Annotated in this window: 21 protein-coding genes, 1 tRNA gene and 1 pseudogene; 11 read left to right on the forward strand and 12 right to left on the reverse strand. The window is 63.9% G+C overall.

The features are described 5' to 3' along the window. Positions 1–57: 57 nt before the first annotated feature. Positions 58–522: a CAP domain-containing protein gene (locus RE429_RS19265; RefSeq protein ID WP_414472275.1), complete on the reverse strand. Its 465-nt coding sequence runs from the start codon at positions 520–522 to the stop codon at positions 58–60. A 166-nt stretch (positions 523–688) separates the two neighbouring features. On the opposite strand from RE429_RS19265, the gene RE429_RS19270 reads away from it, so the two are divergent. Both RE429_RS19270 and recQ read left to right on the forward strand, forming a co-directional pair. Continuing rightward, a complete protein-coding gene (locus RE429_RS19270; RefSeq protein ID WP_414472276.1) occupies positions 689–1,957 on the forward strand; it encodes an NAD(P)/FAD-dependent oxidoreductase in 1,269 nt (422 codons plus the stop codon). Beyond that, positions 1,954–3,756 (forward strand): DNA helicase RecQ, encoded by a 1,803-nt coding sequence (recQ, locus tag RE429_RS19275; protein WP_414472277.1) that lies wholly within the window; start codon positions 1,954–1,956, stop codon positions 3,754–3,756. The genes RE429_RS19270 and recQ overlap by 4 nt, the downstream gene beginning before the upstream one ends. A 99-nt stretch (positions 3,757–3,855) precedes the next feature. Here the strand turns inward: recQ and RE429_RS19280 are convergent, their stop codons facing one another. Then, positions 3,856–5,001 carry a Gfo/Idh/MocA family protein gene (locus RE429_RS19280; protein ID WP_414472278.1) on the reverse strand — a complete coding sequence of 382 codons (1,146 nt, stop codon included), beginning with the start codon at positions 4,999–5,001 and terminating at the stop codon, positions 3,856–3,858. A gap of 102 nt (positions 5,002–5,103) precedes the next feature. On the opposite strand from RE429_RS19280, the gene RE429_RS19285 reads away from it, so the two are divergent. Then, positions 5,104–5,469, forward strand: a complete 366-nt coding sequence (locus tag RE429_RS19285) for a hypothetical protein (RefSeq protein ID WP_414472279.1) — start codon at positions 5,104–5,106, stop codon at positions 5,467–5,469. Here RE429_RS19285 and RE429_RS19290 read toward each other — a convergent pair. The 3 genes from RE429_RS19290 to RE429_RS19300 all read right to left on the reverse strand — a co-directional run bounded on the left by RE429_RS19290 (position 5,466) and on the right by RE429_RS19300 (position 8,421). Further along, positions 5,466–6,260 carry an ATP-binding cassette domain-containing protein gene (locus tag RE429_RS19290; RefSeq protein WP_414472280.1) on the reverse strand — a complete coding sequence of 265 codons (795 nt, stop codon included), beginning with the start codon at positions 6,258–6,260 and terminating at the stop codon, positions 5,466–5,468. The genes RE429_RS19285 and RE429_RS19290 overlap by 4 nt on opposite strands. After that, positions 6,260–7,402 carry an ABC transporter permease gene (locus RE429_RS19295; protein WP_414472281.1) on the reverse strand — a complete coding sequence of 381 codons (1,143 nt, stop codon included), beginning with the start codon at positions 7,400–7,402 and terminating at the stop codon, positions 6,260–6,262. Before RE429_RS19295 ends, RE429_RS19290 begins: the two co-directional genes overlap by 1 nt. Before the next feature lie 77 nt (positions 7,403–7,479). After that, positions 7,480–8,421 carry a sugar ABC transporter substrate-binding protein gene (locus RE429_RS19300; protein ID WP_414472282.1) on the reverse strand — a complete coding sequence of 314 codons (942 nt, stop codon included), beginning with the start codon at positions 8,419–8,421 and terminating at the stop codon, positions 7,480–7,482. A 286-nt stretch (positions 8,422–8,707) separates the two neighbouring features. Between RE429_RS19300 and RE429_RS19305 the strand changes: the two genes are divergently transcribed. Further along, positions 8,708–9,550: a MurR/RpiR family transcriptional regulator gene (locus RE429_RS19305; RefSeq protein WP_414472283.1), complete on the forward strand. Its 843-nt coding sequence runs from the start codon at positions 8,708–8,710 to the stop codon at positions 9,548–9,550. Positions 9,551–9,671: 121 nt separating this feature from the next. On the opposite strand, the gene iolG is transcribed toward RE429_RS19305, so the two are convergent. Further along, positions 9,672–10,661, reverse strand: a complete 990-nt coding sequence (gene iolG / locus RE429_RS19310) for an inositol 2-dehydrogenase (RefSeq protein WP_414472284.1) — start codon at positions 10,659–10,661, stop codon at positions 9,672–9,674. Positions 10,662–10,837: 176 nt separating this feature from the next. Between iolG and RE429_RS19315 the strand changes: the two genes are divergently transcribed. From RE429_RS19315 to iolB, 4 genes are all read left to right on the forward strand, one after another. Then, positions 10,838–12,751 carry a bifunctional 5-dehydro-2-deoxygluconokinase/5-dehydro-2-deoxyphosphogluconate aldolase gene (locus tag RE429_RS19315; RefSeq protein WP_414472285.1) on the forward strand — a complete coding sequence of 638 codons (1,914 nt, stop codon included), beginning with the start codon at positions 10,838–10,840 and terminating at the stop codon, positions 12,749–12,751. 103 nt (positions 12,752–12,854) lie between these two features. Then, positions 12,855–14,702, forward strand: a complete 1,848-nt coding sequence (gene iolD, locus RE429_RS19320) for a 3D-(3,5/4)-trihydroxycyclohexane-1,2-dione acylhydrolase (decyclizing) (protein WP_414472286.1) — start codon at positions 12,855–12,857, stop codon at positions 14,700–14,702. Between the two features lie 23 nt (positions 14,703–14,725). After that, positions 14,726–15,610: a myo-inosose-2 dehydratase gene (iolE, locus tag RE429_RS19325; protein ID WP_414472287.1), complete on the forward strand. Its 885-nt coding sequence runs from the start codon at positions 14,726–14,728 to the stop codon at positions 15,608–15,610. Positions 15,611–15,622: 12 nt separating this feature from the next. Then, positions 15,623–16,420, forward strand: a complete 798-nt coding sequence (gene iolB / locus RE429_RS19330; protein WP_414472288.1) for a 5-deoxy-glucuronate isomerase — start codon at positions 15,623–15,625, stop codon at positions 16,418–16,420. A gap of 186 nt (positions 16,421–16,606) precedes the next feature. Here iolB and RE429_RS19335 read toward each other — a convergent pair whose 3' ends face one another. Both RE429_RS19335 and RE429_RS19340 read right to left on the reverse strand, forming a co-directional pair. Next, positions 16,607–17,041 (reverse strand): PilZ domain-containing protein, encoded by a 435-nt coding sequence (locus tag RE429_RS19335; protein WP_414472289.1) that lies wholly within the window; start codon positions 17,039–17,041, stop codon positions 16,607–16,609. 134 nt (positions 17,042–17,175) lie between these two features. After that, on the reverse strand, positions 17,176–17,484 hold the full coding sequence (locus RE429_RS19340) for a hypothetical protein (RefSeq protein WP_414472290.1): 309 nt from the start codon (positions 17,482–17,484) through the stop codon (positions 17,176–17,178). Positions 17,485–18,019: 535 nt separating this feature from the next. Here RE429_RS19340 and RE429_RS19345 point away from each other — a divergent pair. The 3 genes and pseudogenes from RE429_RS19345 to RE429_RS19355 all read left to right on the forward strand — a co-directional run. Then, positions 18,020–18,361 (forward strand): annotated as a pseudogene (locus tag RE429_RS19345) (cobalamin-dependent protein); the annotation flags it as partial. An 18-nt stretch (positions 18,362–18,379) separates the two neighbouring features. After that, entirely contained in the window at positions 18,380–19,600 is a 1,221-nt protein-coding gene (locus RE429_RS19350; protein WP_414474258.1) for a radical SAM protein, read from the forward strand. A 337-nt stretch (positions 19,601–19,937) separates the two neighbouring features. After that, complete coding sequence (locus RE429_RS19355; RefSeq protein WP_414472291.1) at positions 19,938–21,641, forward strand: mucoidy inhibitor MuiA family protein; 1,704 nt, start codon at positions 19,938–19,940, stop codon at positions 21,639–21,641. Positions 21,642–23,271: 1,630 nt separating this feature from the next. Here the strand turns inward: RE429_RS19355 and RE429_RS19360 are convergent. The 4 genes from RE429_RS19360 to RE429_RS19375 form a co-directional block, all read right to left on the reverse strand. Next, positions 23,272–23,778: a MucR family transcriptional regulator gene (locus tag RE429_RS19360; RefSeq protein WP_414472292.1), complete on the reverse strand. Its 507-nt coding sequence runs from the start codon at positions 23,776–23,778 to the stop codon at positions 23,272–23,274. 353 nt (positions 23,779–24,131) lie between these two features. Next, a tRNA-Arg gene (locus tag RE429_RS19365) sits at positions 24,132–24,208 on the reverse strand. A gap of 127 nt (positions 24,209–24,335) precedes the next feature. Further along, positions 24,336–25,013, reverse strand: coding sequence for a TerC family protein (locus RE429_RS19370; protein WP_414472293.1), 678 nt, complete (start codon positions 25,011–25,013; stop codon positions 24,336–24,338). 181 nt (positions 25,014–25,194) lie between these two features. Beyond that, a complete protein-coding gene (locus RE429_RS19375; protein ID WP_414472294.1) occupies positions 25,195–25,533 on the reverse strand; it encodes a hypothetical protein in 339 nt (112 codons plus the stop codon). Between the last annotated feature and the right edge of the window lie 71 nt (positions 25,534–25,604).

Genomic DNA, 25,604 nt, shown 5'->3' on the forward strand with positions numbered 1-25,604 from the left:
ACGTGAATGAGGAAGCCGTTCCTCTAACGCACGAGCCGCCTTCTTTGTGCCCTTTCCTCACTGCCCGAGCACGAGGGCCCAATAGCGGCCATAGCGGTTGTTGGCGTCCGCACGGGCAAGGCCGATCTTGCGGGCCTCGGGCATCAGCAGGTTGACGTTGTGGCCGGGCGAGGCCTTCCAGCGGCCGATGGCGCCGTCGACCGTATCGGAGCCTGCCGAAAGGTTCTCGGCCGCGTAGCCCATGACCCCGAACTTATCCATGCGGCTGGCGAAATTGCCGTGACTGAGACTGCCGGCGGCAGCCACCACCCGGGCCTGGTATTCCGCCGCCTCGTTGAGCTTCGAATCCACGGTCACCGGGCTCAGGCCCCTGGAGACGCGATAGGCGGAAATGAGTCTCGCGGCTGCGGCCGCATCGTGGGTGGAGCTGGCGAGAACCTTATCGCCGCCCAGGAGCGACGTGTCGCCGGCGCAACCCGCAAGCGCCAGGGCCAGCAGAGCGCAAAACGAAAGAACACGCATCGATATTCCCCTTGAGGCGGCTTGGAGGCGGCTTGAGGCGCCGCTCCTCTTGAAAAAAGATCCACTGGCGGTCATGTGCAAGGCGACGGCCCGATGCGTTGAATGCCATGCTGCAGCGTGAGGGTCCAGACGGTTTCCCATCCCCCTTTCCGCGTCAGCTGACCGCATGTCCCCTTCCCCCTCCTCATCCCGGGCCGCCATCGTGGGCGGAGGCCCCGCCGGCCTGATCGCGGCGGAAGCCCTTGCCGGCGCCGGCGTTGCCGTGACCGTCTACGACCGGATGCCCTCCGTCGGCCGCAAGCTCCTCATGGCGGGCCGGGGCGGGCTGAACCTCACCCATTCCGAGGATCTGGAGCGGTTCGTCACCCGCTATGCCGAAGCCGAACCGGTTCTGAAGCCCCTGATCGAGGCGTTCGGCCCCCGGGACCTGCGGGCCTGGTGCGAGGGCCTCGGCCAGGACACCTTCGTGGGCTCGAGCGGGCGGGTCTTCCCGAAGGCCTTCAAGGCCTCGCCCCTGCTGCGCGGCTGGCTGGCGCGGCTGGAAGGCCTCGGCGTGCGCTTCGCCCTGCGCCACACCTGGCGCGGCTGGGACCCGGACGGCGCCCTCGCCTTCACGAATCCCGATGGCGAAACGGTGAGGGCCCGGCCCGACGTCACGATTCTCGCCCTGGGAGGGGCCAGCTGGCCGAGGCTCGGCTCCGACGGCACCTGGACGGAGATCCTCCGGGAGAGGGCGATCGCCATAGCCCCCCTCCGTCCGGCCAATATGGGCTTCACCCTCCCCTGGTCCGACATCATGCGCCGTTTCGAGGGCGAGCCCTTGAAGCGCATCGCCCTGACCTTCGAGGGCGTGACCGTGAAGGGCGAAGCGCTCGTCACGGCCGACGGGATCGAGGGCGGCGCCGTCTATGCCCTCTCGGGCCGCCTGCGCAACGCCGTCGAGCGGCAGGGCAGCGCCCAATTGCTGCTCGATCTTCGGCCCGATCTTTCCCTCGACGCCCTGACGAAGCGCCTGAGCGCCCCCCGAAAAGGGCAATCGGCCTCCACTTTCCTGAGGAAGGCAGCCGGCTTGAGCCCGCTCGCCGTCGCCCTGCTGCGCGAATCGGCGCCCGAACTTCCCGTGGCGCCCGAGGCGCTCGCCCGCCTCATCAAGGCCCTGCCGCTCACCCTGACGGGCACAAAATCCCTGGAACGGGCCATTTCCACGGCGGGCGGGATTCCTTTCGGCGAGCTGGACGACCATCTCATGCTCAAGCGCCTGCCCGGCGTCTTCGCGGCCGGCGAGATGCTGGACTGGGAGGCTCCGACCGGCGGCTACCTGCTCCAGGCCACCTTCGCGACGGGGCTCGCCGCCGCCCGGGGCGCCCTGAAGTTCCTTCGGATTCCCGATGCCGCATTGACCTTGGGACCATCCTCGGCCACACGGCAATCGTGATCGATCCGCGCAAGATTCTCCACGACGTTTTCGGCTTCCCCTCCTTCCGCGAAGGACAGGAGGAGATCGTGCGCGCCGTGCTGGCGGGCGAGGACGTGCTCGCCATCATGCCCACCGGAGCGGGCAAGTCCCTGTGCTACCAGCTCCCGACGCTGGCCCGCGAGGGCCTGACCGTCGTGGTCTCGCCGCTGATCGCCCTCATGCGCGATCAGGTGGCGGCGTTGCGCCATTTCGGCGTCGAGGCCGGAAGCCTCAACTCCGCCAACGATCCGGAGGAGAACCGCCGCGTGGTCGATGCGGTGCGCGACGGGCGCATGCGGGTTCTCTACGCCTCGCCCGAACGCCTGGCGAATACGGGCACCACCGAGTGGCTGGGGCGCTCCGGCGTGAACCTGCTCGCCATCGACGAGGCCCATTGCGTCTCGCAATGGGGGCATGATTTCCGCCCCGAATACGCGATGCTCGGCGAGGTCCGCCGGCGTCTCGGCAATGTGCAGACCATCGCGCTCACCGCCACCGCGGACGTCGCGACGCGCGGCGACATCATGTATCGCCTGTTCGAAGAGGAGCCGCGCCTCTTCATCCATGGCTTCGACCGCCCGAACTTGCGGCTCGCCATGCAGGCGAAGGAGCATGCGCGGCGCCAGCTCTTCTCGTTTCTCGACAAGCACCGGCACGAAAGCGGCATCGTCTATTGCTCGTCCCGCGATGCGACGGAGCGGCTCGCCGATTCCTTGAGCCAGGCGGGCTACCGGGCACTGCCCTATCATGCCGGCATGCATCAGGCCGAGCGGGCCAAGAACCAGGACATCTTCCTGCAGGAGGACGGCGTCGTCATGGTCGCCACCGTCGCCTTCGGCATGGGCATCGACAAGCCGGATGTGCGCTTCGTCGCCCATGCGGCCCTGCCGAAATCCATCGAGGCCTATTACCAGGAGATCGGTCGCGCCGGCCGCGACGGAGCGCCCGCCGACACGCTCACCCTCTACGGCCTCGACGACATGCGCCTGCGCCGGCTGCAGATCGAGCAGAGCGATGCGGCGGACGAGCAGAAGCGGGTCGAACTGCAGCGGCTCAATGCGCTCGTGGCCCTGTGCGAAGCGCCGCGCTGCCGGCGCCAGACCCTGCTCGCCTATTTCGGCGAGACCACCGAGCCCTGCGGCAATTGCGATCTGTGCATCGACGGCGTCATGTCCTTCGACGGCACCATCGAGGCCCAGAAGATCCTCTCGGCCATCGTGCGCACCGGCGAGCGCTTCGGCACGGAGCACCTCATCAACATCCTCGTGGGCGAGGGCACCGAGGCCGTCCTGCGCTTCGGTCACGACAAGCTGAAAACCTTCGGCGTCGGCAAGGACCGCTCGAAGAACGAGTGGCGCTCTCTCCTGCGCCAGATCTACGCCGCCGGGCTCGTGAGCCTGGAGCTTGCCGAATACGGCCGCTGGACGCTGACGGACAGGGGAGTTGCCGTCCTCAAGGGCCAGGAAGGAATCGAGCTGCGCTCGGACGTGCTCATGAAGCCCGCCGACCGGCGCCGCCGCCGCTCGCGCATCGAGGCGGAGTCCGTCGTGCCCTCCGACGACCCGCTCCTCCTCGATCTCAAGGCCCTGCGGACCCGCCTCGCCAAGGAGGAGGGCGTCCCGGCCTACGTGATCTTCTCCGACCGCAGCCTCATCGACATGGTGGCCAAGCGCCCGACCACCGTCTTCGGTTTCGGCGAGGTCCATGGGGTCGGCCAGGCCAAGCTCGACCGCTATGCGGATGCGTTTCTCGAGGTTCTGAAAGCGCACGCGGCTTGAGGAATCCTTCCGTCACGGCCGGACGTGTTCCGGCCCTCCGCGTCCTGATGGCGCCCCGGTTCCAAGACGTCGTTCCAAGACGCGACCCCAAGACGTGGATCACCGGGACGAGCCCGGTGATGACGATGATGCGTCCGTCTCCACCCAGCGCCCCTCATGGGCGCTCTTCGCCATGGCATCGACCGTGCGTTCGATGCGGATGCCGTCCTCGAACGCGATCAGATGGGCGCTCTCTCCGGCGATGCGCCGCATCAGCTCGCGGCATTCGATGATCTTCAGGTCGTTGAAGCCGAGGCCGTGTCCGGGTGCGGGAATGAACCTGTCGTAGGGCGGGTGCTGCGGCCCGGCCAGGATCGTGCGAAACCCCCGGGTCTCCTTCGGGCCGTCGGCCGTATAGAGCTGCACCTCGTTCATGCGCTCCTGGTCGTACGCGACGGTGCCCCTGGAGCCGAAAAGCTGGAGCGCGATGCGGCCCTTGCGGCCCCAGGCGGAACGGTTGACGGCGAGCAATCCCGACGCGCCGTTCTCCATCTCCATCAGCACCGTCGCGATGTCGAAGGTCTCGACGGCGCGGCGTCCGCCGCCTTGCGCGGGACGATCCGCATAGGGCTTCGCCATGTGGCCGCACACGCGCCGCACGCCTCCGAGAAGCGTCCAAAGGAGGCTCAAAGGATGGACGGCGAAATCGTCGAGAGCGCCATGGCCCGATGAAGCCTCGCTCTTCCAATAGAAGAGGTCCTCGGGATCGGCCATGAAGTCCTCGTCCATTTCGACGCGCACATGGTTCACGTCGCCGATCCGTCCCTCGTCGAGGATGCGGCGGATCAGGCGCATGGCGGGGTTTTGGATGTAGTTGTAGCCCAGCGCCGCGACCTTGCCGGAAGCCCGCGCGGCGGCGAGCATGCGCTCCGCATCGCTGAGCCTCACGGCCATCGGCTTCTCGCACCACACGTGCTTTCCGGCCTCCAGCGCCGCGATCGCCATGTCCGGATGGAAGGCGTTGGGCGTGGTGATCGACACCACGTCGATTCCGGGATCGTTCACGAGCATGCGCCAGTCGCCGGTCGCGCGCTCGAAACCGAGCTCGCGCGCCTTTCTCTCGGCCAGTTCCTGCGAAGCCTCCGCCAGCATCGCGAGATGCGGGCGAGGAACGTCGCCGAAGACCGGCGCGACGGAGTTCCAGGCCAGGGCATGGCACTTGCCCATGTAGCCCGTGCCGATGAGGCCGACCTTCAGTGAACTCATATTGATCTCCCTTGAGAACCGTGTTGAGAGCCGCAGGCCGTATGGCTCGCCCCCCAGAAACTATGTTACATAATCCTCCGTTAACCGGAGGATCGATGATCCATGCAGGATGAAACCAAGCGGGATTTGGATTTCTCGCCGGAGGAATGGTCGATCATCGTCGGCTTCTCCTCCTGGCGCGGAACTGCGGGAAACCGGCTCGGCTGGAATGCGTCCGTCCTGGGCCCGGTTGTTACCTTTGGCGCCTACGGTGCCTGGAAGGGCGACATCATCGCGGTCGGATTGGCCTTCATTTGCCTGCTGGCCTATGTGCTTTGGCTCTCTATCGGCCAACTCCATGGTATCCAGATTTATCAATCGATCTTCAGCAAGATCGTCGCTTTCAAAGAGCCTTCGGAATCGTCACTTGTTCCCGAAGGCTCTCCTGACGCAGGTCTTCGGTCACCCGCTCACCAGAATGGTCCCTAAACCATCCCGCCGAGCTCCTCCGACACGGCCTGCAATTCCTTGCCGCCGGCCATGAGGTTCTGCAATTCGTCGATGGCGATTGCGGATTTGGCGTAGGTGCCGAGCGTCTTGCCGCGATTGAGCACCGTGAAGCGGTCGCCCACCGCATAGGCGTGGCGCACGTTGTGCGTGATGAAGATGACGCCGAGGCCCTTCTGGCGCACCTGATGGATGTATTTGAGCACCATCGAAGTCTGCGCCACGCCGAGCGCGGAGGTCGGCTCGTCGAGGATCAGCACCTTGGCGCCGAAATAGACCGCGCGGGCGATCGCCACGCATTGCCGCTCGCCGCCGGAGAGCGTGCCCACGGCCTGATGCGGGTCGCGCACGTCGATGCCGATCTTGTGCATTTCCTCGCGGGTGACCGCGTCGCACCGGTCGAAATCCACGAAGCGGAAGGGAAAGACGCCTTTGACGGGTTCGCGCCCCATGAAGAAGTTGCGCGTGACCGACATGAGCGGGATCATGGCCAGGTCCTGGTAGACCGTGGCGATGCCTGCATCGAGCGCATCGCGCGGGCTGCCGAAGGCGACATGCTGCCCTTCCACCAGGAACTCGCCCGAGGTCGGCTTGTGGACTCCGGACAAGGTCTTGATGAGAGTGGACTTGCCGGCGCCGTTGTCGCCGAGCAGGCACATCACCTCGCCGCGATTGACCGTGAGCGATACGCCCGAGAGCGCGATCACGGAGCCGAAATGCTTGACGAGATTGCGGATGTCGATCAGCGGGATGTTCGTGGCGGCCGTATCCATCAGCGCTCTCCCGTCACCTTGCGGCGGATGAAGTTGTTGAAGAGAACCGCCAGCAGCAGCATGGCGCCCAGGAAGACCTGGAACCAGTCCGAGTCGAAGCGGGTATAGGTGAGGCCGATCGACACCATGCCGAAGATGATGGCGCCGAAGAAGGCCCCGATGGCCGAGCCGTAGCCGCCGGTGAGCAGGCAGCCGCCGATCACCGCCGCGATGATCGCCTCGAATTCCTTCTGGAAGCCGCGCCGGGCATCGGTCGAGCCCGCATCGAGAACCGTCAGGATGGCGACCAGGGCCGCCGCGCAGGCGGTGAGCATGAAGAGGCCGGTCTTCACCCGGTCGACCGGAACGCCCGAATTGCGCGCCGCATTGGCGTCACCGCCCGCCGCGAAGATCCAGTTGCCGGCCCGCGTGCGCAGCAGGATCCAGGTGGCGACGAGCGCGAAGCCGATGAACCAGAGAATGGAGACCGGAACGCCCGTCACGGTCGGAGTCCCGTTCGGGAATTTCGCGATGAGGTCGTGTGCGGCAAGCCACGCGAACAGACCTTCGAGCGCGCTGCCCGAAAAGATCTCCCGGACCCAGTCCTCGTTTTCCGACGCGCCGATGCCGCGCATCTGCGTGGATCCGCCCGTCGCCCATTTGAGCCCGACGAGGGACAGCCCGCGCAGGATGAACAGGAAGGCCAGCGTGACGATGAAGGACGGGAGCCGCGTGCGAATGACGATCTGCCCGTTCAGGCCGCCGAGAACGGCCGCCACCGCGAAGGTGGCCGCGATCGCCAGGAGAAGCGGCCATCCGGTCAGCGTGATGAAGGATCCGAAGACGAGGCCCGTGAAGGCCACCATGGAGCCGATGGACAGATCGAACTCGCCCCCGATCATGAGCAGCGCCGCCGCGATGGCGAGAATGCCGAGCTGCGAGGCCGGCGAGAGAATGTTCATCACGCCCGCGAGCGAGAACATCGAGGCATCGGCGGTGGAGAGAAAGAAGATCGCGACCAGGATCAGGCCCGCCACGGCACCGAGCTCCGGACGGCGCATGATCTTCGTGAGAAGGGACACCTCCTTCAGGCGCTCGTCCTGGATTGGCTTGACGGCAGGAGCCGGCGAGATGTCGGCGGTCGGCTGGGTGGTGTTTACCATTGAAGCCTCCCTTTTTAAGAAAACCGTCTGAAAGGAAGAAGCCCGCGATCGGCTGCGATCGCGGGCTTCGACGAGACTCAGCGAATTCCCTTCGCCGACAGGTCGATCACCTGATTGGCCTTTTCCTTCGTGATCAGGTTCGGGCCGGACGGCACGTTGCCGCCGGGCATCAGGCCGTATTTCGCGTTGAGCGCGAGGAACGTCACCGGCAGATAGCCTTGCAGAAACTGCTGCTGATCGATGGCGAACACAGCCTCGCCCGCAGCCACCGCCTTGAGGAAGCCGGCGGAGAGATCGAAGGTCGCGACGCGCACGGCGCCCGCCTTGCCCGCATCCTTCACGGCCGCGACGCTCGGCTCGCCCGCCGTTCCGGCGCCGAGCGCCAGAACGGTGTCGATGGAGCCGTCGGCCGCGAGCGCCGCCTTCACCTTGGCGCGCACGTCGGTCGGGTCGTTCGAGACCGGGAGCACCGTGACCTTGCCGCCGAAGCCTTCCGTGAAGCCCTTGCAGCGCAGGTCGAGCGAGACGTTGCCGACCTCCTGGTTGACGCAGATCCCGACCTTGCCGCCCATCTCCTTGAGCTTGGCGCCGGCGATGCGTCCGGCTTCGACCTCGTCCTGCCCCACATGGAGCATCGCCCCGAGCTTCTTCGACACGTCGGAGCCGGAATTCATGGAGATCACCGGAATGCCGGCCGCGACGGCCTTCTGAATCGACGGGCCGAGCGCGGAAGCGTCGGGTATCGAGACGACCAGGCCCGCGGGCTTCTGGTTCACGGCCGCGTCGATGAGCTGGCTCATGGCGACCATGTCGAAGGTTTCCGGCGCGCGGTAGTCGACCTGGACGTTCATGTCCTTGCCGGCTTCGGCGACGCCGTTCTTGACCACCGACCAGAACGGGTCATTGGCCTGCCCGTGGCTGACGACGATGATGCGATTGTTCTGTTGAGCGGACACGGGGACCGCGGCGGCAACGGTCAAGGCTGCGGCTGCAACGAGACCGGTAACGAACGACTTCATGTGTTTCCTCCCCAAAAGGGTTCCCATTCGCGCGCCGCAACCGGAGATGCCGGTTACGGCGAAGGCAGCGGCCATCACGCCGTGCACAAGTTCGCAGAGGATCACCCCATGACTCGGAAACCGAATCACCCTCTTCTATGTCGCTTCCTCTGCCACTCCAGTCGTCCATTTCAATGGAACGCCGGAGCCTTTTTGGTTATACCGTGGAATATTCATTCCATTTCTCAGTGAACAGTGTCAAGGTCCGACTTGAACCAGAGTAGCACGTATGGAGACCGAGAAAAGCATGATGGAGGCTGATGCCGCTACGGAAGCACCTGGCGATTACGAGGGCTTGCGGGCGCTGCTGGTCAGCCGCCGCGAAACGATGCCGAAGCGGCTCAAGCAGCTGGCCGCCTTCGCCATGGACCATCCCGAGGAGGTCGCTTTCGGAACGGTCGCGGGCATTGCCGAGCGCGCGGGCGTGCAGCCTTCGACCCTCGTGCGCTTCGCCAAGAGCCTCGGCTATGACGGCTTCTCCCACCTGCAGCAGATCTTTCGCGGCCGCCTGAGGGAGCGCTTCCCCGATTATCGCGAGCGGCTGAAGGTGCTGCGCGACCTGGAAGGCGACCACGTCCACGCCGTTTCCCTGCTGGAAGGGTTCACCAGCGCGGCAGCCATTTCCCTCGAGAAGATGCGCGACTCGGTGCGTCCGGAGGAGCTCTCCCGCGCCATCGAAACCCTCGCCAAGGCCGACACGATCTATCTGCTGGGCGCCCGCCGGGTATTTCCCATCGCGGCCTATTGCGCCTATGCCTTCAGCAAGCTCGGCATCCGAACCATTCTGATCGACCATGTGGGGCAGCTCGGTCCCGAGCAATTGGGCACGGCGACGGAGCGCGACGCGGTTCTGGCCATAAGCTTCACGCCCTACGCGCCGGCGACCGCCGATCTCACGGCCGCGGCCGCCCGCGGCAACATCCCCGTGGTGGCGATCACGGATTCCGCCTTCAGTCCGCTGGTGGCGAGCGCCGATGTCTGGCTGGAGGTGGCGGAGGCCGATTTCGGCGCCTTCCGCTCCCTCTCCGCCTCCTTCGCCCTCGCCATGGCGCTCGCCGTCGGCACGGCGGAAAAGCGGGCGGAACGATAACCGGCACATCGTCCCGGCCGTTGCGAGCCGGGAGCGCGCAACGGGGATGGCGCGCGAGTGCTGGCGGTGTCGTCCCGGGCTCCGCTTCCGCGGCCCCGGGATGACTGTGTCGTGTCCGGCGTCAGAGCCTCACGGGCTTTCCGCTCTGCGCGGATTCCGTCGCCGCGTCCGCCAGGCGCTGGGCCATGAGGCCGTCGCGTCCGGTCGGGTTGCAGGGCCTGCCGTCGCGGATCGCGTTCAGGAACGTGGCGAGCTCGTCGCGATAGGCCTCCGCGTAGCGCTCCAGGAAGAAGTCCTGAACCGGATCGGCCGTGACGCCGGCGGCATTCGCCACTTCCACCGTCGTGCGATGGATGTTGCCCGCACGGATCATGCCTTTCGACCCATGCACCTCGATGCGCTGGTCGTAGCCGTACGTGGCGCGGCGGGAGTTGGAGATCTGCACGATGCGGCCCTTGGCGGTTTTGAGCATGACGGCCGCCGTGTCGACGTCGCCGGCCTCGCCGATGGCCGGGTCCACGAGGGACGAACCGACGGCGTGCACCTCCACGGGCTCGTCGCCGAGCAGGAGGAAGCGCGCCATGTCGAGGTCGTGAATCATCATGTCCCGGAACAGGCCGCCGGACGTCTTGATGTAGCTCACCGGCGGCGGGCCGGGATCGCGGGAGAGGATCGTCACGAGCTCGACCTCGCCGACCTCACCGTCGGCCAGGCGGCGGCGCAGGGCTGCGAAGTTGGGGTCGAAGCGACGGTTGAAACCGATCATCAGCGGAATGCCCGCCTTCTCGACGGCGGTAAGACAGGTCTCGATGCGGTCGCTCGAAAGGTCGACGGGCTTCTCGCAGAACACCGCCTTCCCGGCCCTGGCGCCGCGCTCGATGAGATCGGCATGCGTCGTGGTCGGCGTGCAGATGAGAATGGCGTCCACGTCGGAGCGCTCGACGATCTCGTCGAGGGCCGAGACGTCCGCGCCCGTTGCGGCCGCGAGCTCCTGCGCGGATGGGGCATGCGGATCGGCGACCGCCACGAGGCGGGCGTCGGGATGGCTGGCGGCATTGCGCCCGTGAATGCGGCCGATGCGGCCGGCGCCGAGAACGGCGATCCTGATCATGGTTCCCCCGATGTCCTTTGCCGGCTATCGGCAAATTTGGAATTGATATTCCGACATGAGATGCTAATAGAATAAACGTTCTACAATCGCAAGGGCCGGCAAGGGCCGGAACGCAGCCCTGACCGGGTCTTCGCCAAGAGACCGCCCCCGCAAGAGACCGTCCCCGGAGGAATACCATGAAGCCGACCCTGGATGTGATCACCATCGGCCGCGCCTCGGTCGATCTTTATGGTCAGCAGGTCGGCGGCCGGCTGGAGGACATGGCCTCCTTCTCGAAGGCTGTCGGCGGATGCCCGGCGAACATCGCCATCGGCACGGCGCGTCTCGGGCTGAAATCGGGCCTGATCACCCGCGTGGGCGACGAGGCCATGGGCCGTTTCATCCGCGAGCAGATGGAGCGCGAGGGGGTCTCGACCCGAGGCATCGTCACCGATGAGGAGCGTCTGACGGCCCTCGTGATTCTCGGCGTCCGGGACGAGGATTCCTTCCCGCTCATCTTCTATCGCGACAACTGCGCCGACATGGCCCTGACCGAGGACGACATCGACGAAGGCTTCGTGGCCTCCGCCGCCGCGATCGTCGTCACCGGCACGCATTTCTCGCGGGAAGGCACCGCCGCCGCGCAAAGGAAGGCGATCCGCATCGCCAGGGCGAACGGCCGCAAGGTGGTGTTTGACGTGGACTACCGGCCCAATCTCTGGGGCCTGCTCGGCCACGGCGCGGGCGAGTCGCGCTACGTGCGCTCCGATGCGGTCACCGAGGACCTCAAGCCCATCCTGGCCGATTGCGACCTCATCGTCGGCACGGAGGAGGAGCTGCACATCGCGGGCGGATCGGAAGACACCCTCGAGGCGATCCGGGCGATCCGGGCGATCTCCAAGGCGACGATCGTCTGCAAGCGCGGACCGATGGGCTGCGTGGTCTTTCCAGGCGACATCCCGGCCTCGCTCGACGACGGCGTGAAGGGGCCCGGCTTCCCGGTCGAGGTCTACAACGTGCTGGGAGCCGGCGACGCCTTCCTGTCCGGGTTCCTGCGGGGATGGCTGAAGGGCGAGGCGCTCGAGACCTGCTGCGCCTATGCCAATGCGAGCGGCGCCTTCGCGGTCTCGCGGCTCCTTTGCTCGCCCGAGATCCCGACCTTCCCCGAACTGCAGCATTTCCTCGAGGAGGGCAGCCGCCACAAGGCGCTTCGCTTCGACGAGACCATCAACCACATTCACTGGTCGACGACGCGCCGGCCCGGATCCGATACGCTGATGGCCTTCGCCATCGACCACCGCATGCAGCTGGAGGCGCTGGCGCAGGACATGGGCGCTCCCATCGAGCGCATTCCGGATTTCAAGGTGCTTGCAGTGCAGGCCGCCGCGAAGGTGGCGGACGGCCGCCCCGGCTTCGGCATGCTGATCGACGGCACTTACGGACGCGAAGCCCTGTTCCGCGCCGCCGACCACCCGTTCTGGATCGGACGCCCCGTCGAGCAGCCGGGCTCGCGCCCGCTCGATTTCGAAGGCGGCGGCAGCATCGGCGCGAAGCTCGTGGAATGGCCGGTCGGCCACACCATCAAGTGCCTGTGCTTCTACCATCCGGACGACCCGCCGGAACTGAAAGCGCGCCAGGAGCGCGAGCTGCTGCGCATCCACGACGCCGCGCGCCGCATCGGCCGCGAGCTCCTGGTCGAGATCATCGCGGGCAAGCACGGGCCGCTGAAGACCGATACGGTCGCCGGCATCGTCCAGCGTCTCTACCATCTCGGCATCAAGCCGGATTGGTGGAAGCTCGAGCCGCAGCAGGACGAGGCGGCCTGGCGCGCCGTCGGCGAGGTGATCACGACGAACGACCCTTACTGCCGCGGCATCGTGCTGCTCGGCCTCGAAGCGCCGGAGGACGAATTGGAAGCCGCCTTCGCGGCCGCCGCCGGCGAGCCCTGGGTCAAGGGCTTCGCGGTCGGCCGGACCCTCTTCAACGATGCCGCGCGCCGCTGGCTGAAGGGCGAGATCTCGGACGAGGCCGCGATCACCGATATGGCGGGCCGCTTCCAGCGCCTCGTCGACGCCTGGCAGCGCGTATCCAGCCGGGCCAAAGCCGCCTAGGATGAACGGCGAAGCCGATCACCGGCTTCGCCCTCTTTTCATGAACCGCGAAACCTGAGAACGCTGCCGGCATCGATCCCGGCGCCCACCGAGAGAAACGCCCATGAGCACGATCCGCCTCACCATGGCGCAAGCCATCGCCCGGTTCCTCATCGCGCAGAAGACGGAGATCGACGGACAGGTCGTGCCGCTGTTCGGCGGCGTCTGGGCCATCTTCGGCCACGGCAACGTCGCCGGCATGGGCGAGGCGCTGCACGGCGTGCGCGACAGGCTTCCCACCTTTCGCGCCCATAACGAGCAGGGCATGGCGCATGCGGCGATTGCCTTCGCGAAGGCCTCCCGCCGCCGCCGCATGATGGCCTGCACCACCTCCATCGGCCCGGGCGCGACCAACATGGTGACGGCCGCCGCGGTGGCGCATGTGAACCGCCTTCCCGTCCTGCTCCTGCCGGGCGACGTGTTCGCCAACCGCAAGCCCGACCCGGTGCTGCAGCAGATCGAGGACTTCTCGGACGGCACGGTATCGGCCAACGACTGCTTCAGGCCGGTCTCACGCTATTTCGACCGCATCTCGCGGCCCGAGCAGGTCATCCCGGCGCTCCAGCGCGCCATGAGCGTGCTCACGGATCCGGCCGAGTGCGGTCCGGTGACGCTCGCGCTCTGCCAGGACACGCAGGCCGAGGCGTACGATTATCCCGAGAGCTTCTTTGCCGACAAGATCTGGACGCCGCGCCGCATCCGCCCCGATGCTTCGGAACTCGCGGAAGCGGCCGCTCTCATCCGCAGCGCGAAGAAGCCGTTCGTCGTGGCGGGCGGCGGCGTGCTCTATTCCGACGCCGAGAAGGCGCTCGCGGATTTCGCGTCGAAGCACGGTCTCTTCGTCGGCGAGACGCAGGCCGGCAAGTCGAGCCTTCCTCACGACCATCAGGCCAATCTCGGCTCCGTGGGCGTCACCGGCACGAAAGCCGCCAATGCCCTCGCCGAGGACGCGGATGTGGTCATCGCCGTGGGCACGCGCCTGCAGGATTTCACCACCGGCTCCTGGGCCCTGTTCAAGAACCCGGAGCGGCGCATCGTGGGCCTGAACGTACAGACTTTCGACGCCACGAAGCACAATGCACTGCCGCTCGTCTGCGATGCGCGCGCGGGCCTCGAAGAACTGAGCCGCGCGCTCGGTGAGTGGAAGGCGCCGGAGGCGTGGACCTCGAAGGGCCGCGAGGAAAAGGCCCGCTGGTTCGAGATCGCGGCGCGCTTCACGGATCCGACGAATGCGGAGCTGCCCTCGGACGCTCAGGTGATCGGCGCGGTGCAGCGCAGCTCGTCTGCGACCGACGTGGTGGTCTGCGCGGCGGGCGGCCTTCCGGGAGAATTGCACAAGCACTGGAAGGCCAGCGCCGCGCTCGGCTACCACATGGAATACGGCTATTCCTGCATGGGCTACGAGATCGCGGGCGGCGTCGGCGTGAAGATGGCGGATCCCTCCCGCGAGGTGATCGTCATGGTGGGCGATGGCTCCTACCTCATGATGAATTCCGAGCTCGCCACATCCGTGATGCTGGGACTGAAACTCACCGTGGTGCTGCTGGACAACCGCGGCTATGGCTGCATCAACCGCCTGCAGCGCGCCACCGGCGGCGAGAGCTTCAACAACCTCCTTCAGCACACGACCCATGTCGCCCTGCCCGAGATCGACTTCGCGGCCCATGCGGCAAGCCTCGGCGCGCGGTCGCTGAAGGTGAAGAGCATCGCCGAACTGGAAAATGCCCTCAAACAGGCGCGCACGGCCGACCGCAGCACGGTGATCGTCATCGATACCGATCCGCTCCTCTCCACCGACGAGGGCGGCCATTGGTGGGATGTGGCGGTGCCGGAAGTCTCGTCACGCGAGCAGGTGAAGACGGCCCGCAAGACTTATGAAACTGCCCTTGCCGCGCAGCGCGTGGGCGATTGATCAAAAAAGAAGGATGACGACAGATGACGATCCGGATCGGGGCGAACCCCATCGGCTGGTCCAACGACGATATGCTCGAACTCGGCGGCGAGACTCCGTTGGAGGTGTGCCTGGCCGAAGCCAGGGAGGCCGGCTTCGAGGGCATGGAGCTCGGCAATAAATTTCCGCGCGAGCCGGAAGCGCTCAAAAAGGCGCTCGCGCCCTTCGGCCTCGCCTGCGTATCCGGCTGGTATTCCGCCGAGCTCCTCAGGCGCGACGCCGATGCGGAGATGAAGGCGCTGCGTCCGCATCTCGATCTTCTCAAGAGCATGGGCTCGAACGTGCTCGTCTTCGCCGAGACGTCGAACGCCATTCACGGCGACCGCTCTAAGCCCCTCTCGCAGCGTCCCGTCATGCAGGAAGGCGACTGGGCCGAGTTCGGCCGCCGCATCACGCAGGTGGCGGAGCGGACGCTGCAGGAAGGCGTGCGCGTGGTCTATCACCATCACATGGGCACCATCGTGGAATCGGAACCCGATATCGACGCCTTCATGCGCTCCACGGGCGAGGCCGTCCACCTGCTGCTCGATACGGGCCACGCCACCTGGGGCGGCGCCGACCCGGCGGCGCTGGCGCGCCGCTATCGCAGCCGCATCAGCCACGTGCACACGAAGGACGTCCGCAAGGCCGTGATGGAAAAGTCCCGGGCCGAGGGCTGGAGCTTCCTCGATTCCGTCATCGAGGGCGTTTACACGGTGCCTGGCGACGGCATGGTGGATTTCGTTTCCGTGTTCAAGGAGCTGCCGGGCTATAGCGGCTGGGTCGTGATCGAAGCCGAGCAGGACCCGAAGAAGGCCCATCCGCTCACCTATGCCAAGATGGGTTATGCCAATCTCACCCGCTTCCTCAAGGAAGCCGGCCTGCGATAAGGAAGGCTCGCGATGTCAAAGCTTCTCGTCAAGCCGTCGAAGCCCGATGCGAACGGGCGCGTTCACTCCATCACTCCGGCCTCCGCCGGCTGGACCTATGTGGGGTTCGAGGTCTACCGGCTCAAACGCGGGCAGAGCCTCAAAGAGCCGACGGGGGACCGGGAAGCCTGCATCGTCATGCTCGCGGGCAAGGCGCATGTCGGAGCGGCAGGCCAGGATTTCGGCGTGATCGGCGGGCGCTCCTCGCCGTTCGAGCCGGATCCGTGGTCGCTCTATGCGCCCGCCCGTTCCGAATGGTCGCTCAAGGCCGAGACGGATTGCGAAATCGCGGTCTGCACCGCGCCGGGCGAGGGCCGATTGCCGGCGCGCGTGATCCGTCCCGACCAGGTCGGACAGGAGACGCGCGGCAAGGGAACCAACACGCGCCACGTGCGCAACATCCTGCCCGAAACCGAGCCTGCCGAAAGCCTGCTGGTGGTGGAGGTGATCACGCCGTCCGGACACTGGTCGAGCTATCCGCCCCACAAGCACGACCGGGATATGCTGCCGCACGAATCGCTGCTGGAGGAGACCTACTACCATCGCCTCAATCCGCCGACCGGCTTCGCGCTGCAGCGCGTCTATACGGACGACCGCTCGCTCGACGAAACGCTGGCGGCGAGCGACGGCGACGTGGTTCTGGTGCCCAAAGGCTATCATCCCGTGGGCGCGCCGCATGGCTACGAGCTCTATTACCTGAACGTGATGGCGGGCCCCAGGCGGATCTGGAAATTCCACAACGATCCCGATCACGAATGGATGGTGGCGTAGAGCCTGTTTCGGTGAAGTGGATCCGGTCCGCCGTCGAAAGCGCGGCCCCGCGCAAGAATCATGCCGATTCCACGCAGGTGGGATCGGCGCGCGCAGCCGGGCCTCAACCGGGCTCGGATTTCGGGAGCCGTCGGCCGCGCTGAAGAGCGGGCGAGACCGGTTGGTCCGGAAGACCGTGCCGGCTCTTCAGCGCGTGACTTCGACCTTCAGGGCGATCGCATCTGCGGGAATGTCGAGAAGCTCCGCGATCCGCCGGCGGGCTTCCTCCAGAATGGCCGATACGCCCGGCGTATCCTGGCCGAGAGGCGGGAATTTGCTGCCGTCCTCTCCATGAGCAGGCGTGCCTTCGGTCGCCTCGTCTCCCCTGTCCAGGAACATGATCCCGTGGGTTCGCCCGTCATACCAGATGATCTGGGCCCGCCGGGCAATCCTCCTTCTCGGGATCTGCAGCTCGAACTCCGCCGGGATCCTGACCGGCTGAGCAAACACGAGGCGCGCGCCCGTCGAGGACAGATCCCTGATGGTGCAGTCCATGCGGGAGAGGCCGCCATTGTAGACGATGCAGCCCTCGAGGAGGGTTCTGGTCCGAGGGCTGGTGCGACGTTGCCCGGATGAAGTCATGAGCCCCCCTTGGTCTTCCCACCTCGATGATGCGGGGACGGGCCGCCGAAGAAACCGGAATGATCGTAATACAGTATCGAAATTCTTGGCAACCTGGCTCAGCAAGGCCTTGGGATAACCTTGCACGATGGCCCTCAAGGATTGGCGGACCAGCCGGCAATGGTGGACGGGGTCCTCCTCTCGGAAACCTCCGTCGCGGCGATGGGACGAGGAGAGGTCGCGCGGGCCATGCAGGTCTGCATATGCAGCTTGCGCGCCTCCTTGATCATGGCCCGATAGGGCTCCCGGGACATGCTGCGGGTCCGGTGGATCAGCCTCGTCTCCTCGTAGCAGGCATCCCGCCGGGCCGCCTGCTCGCCCGTCGGGGACTTCCGAACCTGCGCGAAGGCCCCTTCGGGGAAGAGCACGGCGATGATCATCGCAACGACAGTAATGGCACGCATGTTTATACTCCCTGGTCAGGAGTTTAAACCGCGAGCCGCCTGATTGGCGCCCCCTCTCAGGAGAACCAAAGAACTACCTCCCGGGCTCTTTCGGCCTTCGAGCCCGGGCACCCATCGCCCTATGGGCGAAAGGAGTATCCCGGTCGAGAAAGGACGAGGCCGAATAGCCGTTTTGAGAGGCAGTCTGCCGGCACGGCTTCGGCAACGGGCCAGGATTGCTTGTGGCAAAGGCCGGAAACGCCCGCTTTCTCATGAGGCTTGGCAAGGATAGCGATCTTTCCCGGGTGATCGCCATATTGCACAGGGGTTTCGGATCGATCGAGGATGCATGTGCCGATGCGGTCCGCACCGTCTTTCATGAGAGGGCTCAGCCCTTCTCGTGAAGCCATCGAACTCTTGCCTTACGTAAGAGCCGTATCTTTTTGAGAACTGCTCTTGGTCGATGCGAGATGGTGAACGGAAATCTCTCAACAGATCCCTGTTCCCATTAGAATTGCTACGATATAATATATGTTCTTCCGCGTGAGAGATCGCCATGGACATCGTGCTCCTCACACCTGCAAGGCGCTTCATCGCCAACCAGTACGGCCTTGGATACCAGCTTCCTTTGGGACTCGTGCTGATTGGCGGTCCCTTGATCGACGCAGGACACAGGGTTCGGCTTATCGACAATGATGCCCTCGGGTGGGACGATGATCGGCTCGTCGATCATCTCAGATCCGAGCCGCCCGGCTGCATCATGATCGGCCACAGCAGTCCGACGGCAGCTCATCCCATCGCCATGAAGATGGCAAGGACTCTGAAGGAGGCTTTTCCAGAGGCGGTGCTCGTCTATGGAGGGGTCTATCCCAGCTACACGGCCCAAACCGTTCTGGCGGAGAATCCGTGGGTCGATGTGATCGTTCACGGCGAGGGAGAAGCCACCGTTCTCGACCTTGTGGCGACGCTTGAGAAGAACCTCATGGCGCTTAATGCGGTCGATGGTATCACGTGGCGGCAGGATTCAAACGTTGTCGCCAACCCACGCCGATCTCCCATCGCAAACCTGGACGCCTATAGACCCGGCTGGGAACTGGTGGATTGGTCGCATTACAAACTCTTCGGCTTCGGTCGGGCCGCAGGGATGCAGTTCAGCCGGGGCTGCACCTTGACTTGCACCTATTGCGGGCAATGGTCGTTCTGGAAAAAGTGGCGGCACCGCTCCCCGGAGTTCCTTGCCGATCAATTGGAAATCTTGGCCAAGCAATACGGCGTTCGGATCGTATGGCTGGCGGATGAGAACTTCGCAGCGGATCGTGAGGTCACCCGAAAGGCCCTGGAATGTATTGCCTCCCGTAACTTAGGTCTCTCGCTGAACCTCAACATGACGGCCGCGGATGTCGTGCGGGATGCAGACCTGCTGCCTCTCTACAAGCGTGCGGGGGTCGATAACATCATCATGGGGGTCGAGTCCCTTGAAGACGAGACCGTGGATCGAGTGCGGAAGAACAATCCCTTCGCCATAAGCTGCGAGGCGGCACGCCTTCTGCGTCAGCACGGCATCGTCGGGTTGATGAACATCATCTACGGTCTTGAGCAGGATACGCTCAAGACCCTCCGGCGAACTTTCAGACGGATCCTTGCGTTGGATCCGGATATCCTGAACGCGGTCTACATCACGCCTCATCATTGGACGAAAGATGGGCGAGACACACGATCCGAGCAGATCATCCAGACGGATCAGCACTATTGGACGTATCGAAATCAAGTCGTCGCAACGTCGGGCTTGAGCCCATGGATGCTGTTCCTGGCCGTCAAAGCCACCGAAGCACTCTTCCATCTTCGCCCACGCGCCTGGTGGCGAATGGTGGCCGGTCCCGATGCACGCTACCGCAAGGTCCTGAGATCCTATTTGTGGATCGGCATGAAAGTCTGGTTTGCCGAGGTTTACGAATTCCTTGTCGACGTGCGCTACACACGGGCCGGATCTCTCGCGAAAATTCCCGGCTTTCCCTCAAGATCCTCAAAGGCTGAAGTGAAGCAGACGCTCAAGCCGCTTGTCTCCACGGAAGAACCTCTCTTGGAGGAAGGGTACGGTATCCATCCTGCGCATATGGACTGGAAAGTCGATGCCTGAGTGTCCCTTCACCGTCGCCTACTCGGAAAACCTCCTAAAGCAGGTGATCCGAATCTTCATGTGGCGCAGGATTGGACGCGATTGGACATTTTGGCTCGCACTCGCGTTCCTAGCGCATCGTGCGGACCCAGCGGGCCGCGCTAGCGAAAAGCGGACCCGGATTTTCGCAAGAACGATGCGCTCATTCCAACAAGGGAGCATCGAAGGGAATCCCAAAAGTGGATTCCCCTCCCCGCGTCCGATGCCCGCGTCCGATGCTCCAGCGCGAAAAACGTAGATCCAAAGGCTCCTTCCATTGAACCATCCCGGTCGTATGCCATCATCACAAGGATTAGTTATGCGCTCATTTTTCGCAAGCATCTTGATCGCTATCCCAAGTTTCGCTGTTGCGCAGGTTGAACTGACCTCTCGCATTGAAAGCGTCGTGGTCTTTCCGGATGCGGCCGTCGTCACCCGTATCATGCCCATCGAGCTCCAAGGTGGATCCTCAACCATGGTTCTTCGCGGTTTGCCGTCCTCCATGGATCCTGCATCTCTGCGCATTGAAGGAGAAGGCGGCTCTGCCTTCACGATTGGGACAGTCGATGTGCGCGCCACACCAGGCGATGCAATGCCTAGCGTCAACGCTGAACTTGAGAGCAGGCTGAAGACCCTTCAGGATGAGCTGGACAGCCTGCAAGGACGCATCGCTGCCGGGGAAGGCAAGAAGGCTGCAATCGAGCGATATGCCCAAGCAAGCCCGGAAAAGCTATCGAGTGATGCAAAACCCTTGGATATTGCTCAATGGCCGAATGCCTGGAAAATGATCGGCGATGGGCTTGCTCAAGCAAACGAGGATCTAAGAACCCTACGGTCCAACGCAGTGGACATAGAAAAACAAATCAACGCACTGGAGCAGGCTCAAGCAGAGGCAATCCGCCCCGGCGCACCCAAGCGTGATGTTGTGATCGCCCTTGAGTCATCGACACGAATGACAGGAAGGCTTCGTGTCAGCTATCGCGTCTCAGGCGCAAGCTGGTCAGCACTTTATGATGCCGATCTCAAGACCGGGCCACAGGATGGACAGCCCAATCTGGTACTGACCCGCCGCGCTCACGTCTCTCAGAGAACCGGAGAGAATTGGGAGAATGTACAGCTTTCCGTTTCAACGGTCCGTGTTAACCGAGGGACGGCTGCGCCCGACCTGCCTCCGCTCAAAGCATCGTTTGTAGAGCCTGAAGCGGACATAAGGCAACGCGCTCCTGCCGGACGTGTAGTACCCCCCGCACCTAAAAACGCTGGGTTCAGGAGAACACTAGAGGAAGAAAGTCCAGCATTGTTTGATAACGCGGCTGAGCCGGAGCCTGAGAGAAAAGAACAACGCGCAGAAGAACAGAAAGCCGTTGCAGACATCGGCGCATTCCAGGCATCGTTCCAAGTGCCAGGGCGCGTCACGGTTTCACAGGACGGAGCTGCCAAAAGCTTCGTCTTGAGCCAGCGCAGCATCGCACCGAGCCTGCTCGTGAAAACGACACCTGTTCTAGATACTGCCGCTTATCTGGAGGCTTCATTCACCAATGAGGATGAAGCTGTCATCATTCCGGGTGAGGTTTCGCTTCAGCGAGATGGCGCCTATATCGGACGCTCCCATGTGAAGCTTGTTGCAACGGGCGAGACTGTGAATCTGGGCTTTGGAACAGATGATCGGGTGAAGGTGACCAGAGTTCCTCTGCGCCGTAACAAGAGCGAAGCTTCCTGGTTGGGAAAAACCCAGTCGGATGTGAGTGAGTTTCGGACAACGGTCAAGAATCTTCATGCGTATCCAATGCGCATCACAATTATGGATCGTGTGCCCTTCTCAGAAAATCAGAATCTCGTCGTCGAAATGCTGCGGGAGAGCACACCGCCGACAGAGTCTCAAGTGCAGGACAAAAGAGGCGTCATGGCATGGAGTGGAGAATATGCCCCAGGCGAGCAGAAAGAGGTTCGCTTTGGATATCTCCTCAAGTGGCCACAGGACAAGCAAGTGACCTTCGAAACGCAGCCCTTAGCTCAACCATGACGTCATACCGCGCCCTGGTGAGAGCGACCCGTCGCAGCCTCAAAGCGCCTTGATCCGCCCCCACGGAGTGATCCGGGGCAATAACGGGGCGAAGGTACCACGCTGAATTAGAGCTGATTTCATCAGAGAGGCGTGTGTCAGCCCCTTCTTCGAGACGCCGTTCTCTTGGCTTGAAGGCGGTCGGAAGCTTAATCTGATGAACGGGATTAGTGCGGATGGGTATGCCCCATTCAGTCCGTGCCACCTCAACGACATGGCGAAGCACCGCAAGCTCTCGCCGGACAGCCTTCAACCGATCACCCGATAGTGGGATACTGATGCCCTCTGACAGGTTAGAGCATCGTATGCGGGAAGTGGGAACCGATCCTGCGCGAAGGCCCCTTCGGGGAAGAGGACGGCGATGATCATCGCAACGACAGTAACGGCACGCATGTTTATACTCCTTGGTCAGGAGTTTAAACCGCGAGCCGCCTGATTGGCGCCCCCTCTCAGGAGAACCAAAGAACTACCTCCCGGGCTCTTTCGGCCTTCGAGCCCGGGCCCCATCGCCCTATGGGCGAAAGGAGTATCCCGGTCGAGAAAGGACGAAGCGGAATAGCCGTTTTGAGAGGCAGTCTGCCGGCACGGCTTCGGCAACGGGCCGGGATGGGGAGCTGCCTCTACCCGCTACGGCTCTGGCGGGAGCAAAGACGGCCGGACTCTCTGCGGTGACGCAGGTCCCGGACGCTGCGGAACGGGCCTGCTGCGGCCGCCGCACGAGCTCCTGGCCGATCTATTCGTTGCGCCGGACAGCGTGGAGCAGATCCGAGCGCTGGCGACCCGGAGGGGCCGTTCTCCGGTGGCGGAGATGTTCACCCGGCACCTTCTGCAAACGCCGCAGGAGTTTCGGCCATAGATGAACGAAAGAAGGCGGGGATCTTATTGGGACAGTTTTACAGGCTCTCAGCTCACGTGCTTGTCTTGTGCCAATCAATTGTCATGGAATAGCTCAATGGCTCGTTTAGCTTCCGATGCTCCGAACACTGAGGAAGATGATGAAAGGCAGTCGCCTTGAATGTACGGCGCTCATTTCCTTCTGCCTCTCCGGGTTGGCGGGCTGCATTGGCTCTGAGACTCCCACAGCCGAGAACATGGCGGACAATGTTACGATTACTATCAGCTCGCACCTGAAGGCGGGAGTGACAGCGGTTCAGGACATTGCAGGCAAGCTGCCGCCGACAGCGCGGATCGTTTCTGCATCGGAACAGTGCGGCGTTTCCCGGAATGGCAGGGCAGATTGCGGGGAAGCTGCGGCTCGTGTCTGCCGGACGAAAGGCTTCAGCTCTGGAAAGCCTGCTGACGTGACAAGTGCCGATTCATGCCGCTTCAACCCATCCCCTGCTCTCCGGCCGGGCGTCAGCGCGATCTGCAAAACCAAGTATCAGGTCACCGCCGCCTTCTGCTGGTAGATTAACGGCTTATTAACCCTAGAGAGCCGAAGATCACGACAGCCGAAAGGCGGGCGAGGAGCGCGCGGATGTACCGCCTCCTCGCCATTTTGCTCCGATCGCCACCCAGCCGCGTACGCGAAGGCAATCGCTGTTGCTTAAGGCACTCTGCCTCCCGCCCTAAGAGCCCACTAGCTCGTCTTCTAGCTCGTCTTCTTCTTGGCTGGTGCGCGGCGCTTCGGCTTGGCGGCCTCGGATGGAGCCGTGACAATCTCATCCGATACAGCTGCCGCTTTTGCAGCGGCCTTCTTCCTCTGCTGTCCAAGGCCCATTTTCTTGGCGAGCTCCGAGCGCTTGGCAGCATAGCTGGGGGCTACCATCGGGTAGTCGATCGGAAGCCCCCACTTTGCGCGATACCCATCAGGGGTGAGCCCCAGCTTCCCGAGATGGCGTTTGAGCGACTTGTACTTCTTTCCGTCCTCAAGGCTGATCAGGAAGTCCGGGGTAATAGACTTGCGAACCGGAATGGCTGGCTGCGGCTTCTCGGTCTCTTCCTGTTGAGGACCGGACAAGCCTTGAAGAGCGGCGTGGACGGATGCGATGATGCTCGGCAAGTCGGCTCTTTGAACTGAATTGTTCGCGACGTAGGATGAGACAATATCTGCGGCAATGCTGATGAAATTCTGATTCTGCAAATCCAGTTGGGTCATAACTCTTCCAAGACTAGGTAGGGAGACGCGGGGATACATCGGCCAGCCAGGCAGCGGGGTCAAGTCGCAGGGTCGTGAGCGACGCGATCGGATCATCCGGACGAACGCGGCCTGCTAGAGAGGCGGAACCAGATCCGGCAAGGGCGAGCATATTGTAGAGTGTCAACGTCTTGGATAGTGGAGGATGCCCTTCGCGCCCGACTTGGACCTGCCAAGAGGAGCCGCGCTTTCTGAAGGTCGCCATAAGTGTCTCTGCCTCAGCGTTGTGACAAATGCTGTGACAGACGGGTGTTTCTGGCGGCTTCTGAAGGGACCCTTTGGAGCCAAACCTAAGTCCCTCAAGGACTTAAGATTGGCGCACCCGACACGATTCGAACGTGTGACCTTTGCCTTCGGAGGGCAACGCTCTATCCAGCTGAGCTACGGGTGCTTTGCGGCGATGGGCCTGATCTCTTCCCTACCCGATTAGAGCGCCTAAGACAACCTCTGACGAGGAGGTTGTCTTAGGCAACCTCCTCGCCTTGGGTCATGGGCCGGAGCGGTGGCCGGCGCGAGCGCTACGCCTCGCTCGCCGCCCGCTGGCGCACGAGGTAGCCTACGGCCAGCACGAGGAGCGCTCCGATGATCGCCGTCGGGATTTCGGCCTTGTGGCTGAAACTCTCCCCAAGCTGGCCGACGAGCCATGGATCGGAAATCAGCATCTCGCCCGCGACCCAGCCCAGGAGGGCCGCTCCGGCCCAGACCAGGAAGGGCAGGCGGTCCAGCAGCATCATGATGAGGGCTGCTCCGGCCACGATCAGGGGGATCGAGATCGCCAGTCCAAGGATCAACAGGAACGTCGAGTCCTGGGCCACGGCCGCGATGGCCAGGACATTGTCGAGGCTCATGACGGCATCGGCGACCGCAATCGTCCAGACGGCGTGGAGCAGACGATCCGTCTGTTTCACCGAGCCTTCGTCGTCCTCGCCGCCGAGCAGCTTCACGGCGATCCAGAGGAGCAGCAGGCCGCCGATGATCTTGAGGAACGGTGTCGACAGGAGGGCCGCGACGATCACCGTGAAGACGATCCGCAGGCCGACCGCGACGGCGGATCCGAGGATCATTCCGAGACGGCGCTTATCCTGCGGAAGGCCGCGACACGCCAGCGCGATCACCACGGCATTGTCGCCTGAGAGGATGATGTTGATCCAGATAATGCCGAGGACTTTGAGAACTTGAGGGAGAAAGGCTTCCATAGCGAACACTTGCTGAGCGCTCGAAGAGCGAGGAACCGACGATCCCATGGAGTCGTGCAGACCGGTCGTCGTGTCTGAAACCGGCGGTTCGATGCTGTTCGAAGGAGAGACGGCTGCGCTCCTTCCCGGAGACGCAATGCGGGCGGCCGGCGGCAGTTGAACACTGCACGTCCGGGTGGTTTCAGACGTGAGTCGCCGGTGGTCCCGTCGCGCGCCAGGCTTCGAGAAGATCGAGCGTCAGAAGCGGATCCGGTGCCTCCTGGGTAAAGCCTCGTCCGTCGCCGCCAGCCATCAAGCGGCAGGCGGTGAGGAGAAGCGGCGCGCCCCCGTCGCTCCATCGAGCCCGAGCCGTCTCCCGGTCCCGCTCGCCATCATCGGAAGGGGCAGAGACGGACAGCGTCTCCTCGATCTGGGGCAGAAACGGGCTCTCCGGCTCATTCCCGACGGCAGGAAGCCATGCCAGGAGCAGCAGCCCCAGCATGGCCTGCGCGATGAAACGGAAAATGCGGGGCTGAGCCAATGCTTTATCCAGCTGGGCTAAGGGATGTGAGGCACTCGGCCTGTTCTAGACCTAACGGATCGGTTCCCCCC

The sequence above is a fragment of the Microvirga sp. M2 genome, from assembly GCF_047497095.1.
Classification (GTDB): domain Bacteria; phylum Pseudomonadota; class Alphaproteobacteria; order Rhizobiales; family Beijerinckiaceae; genus Microvirga.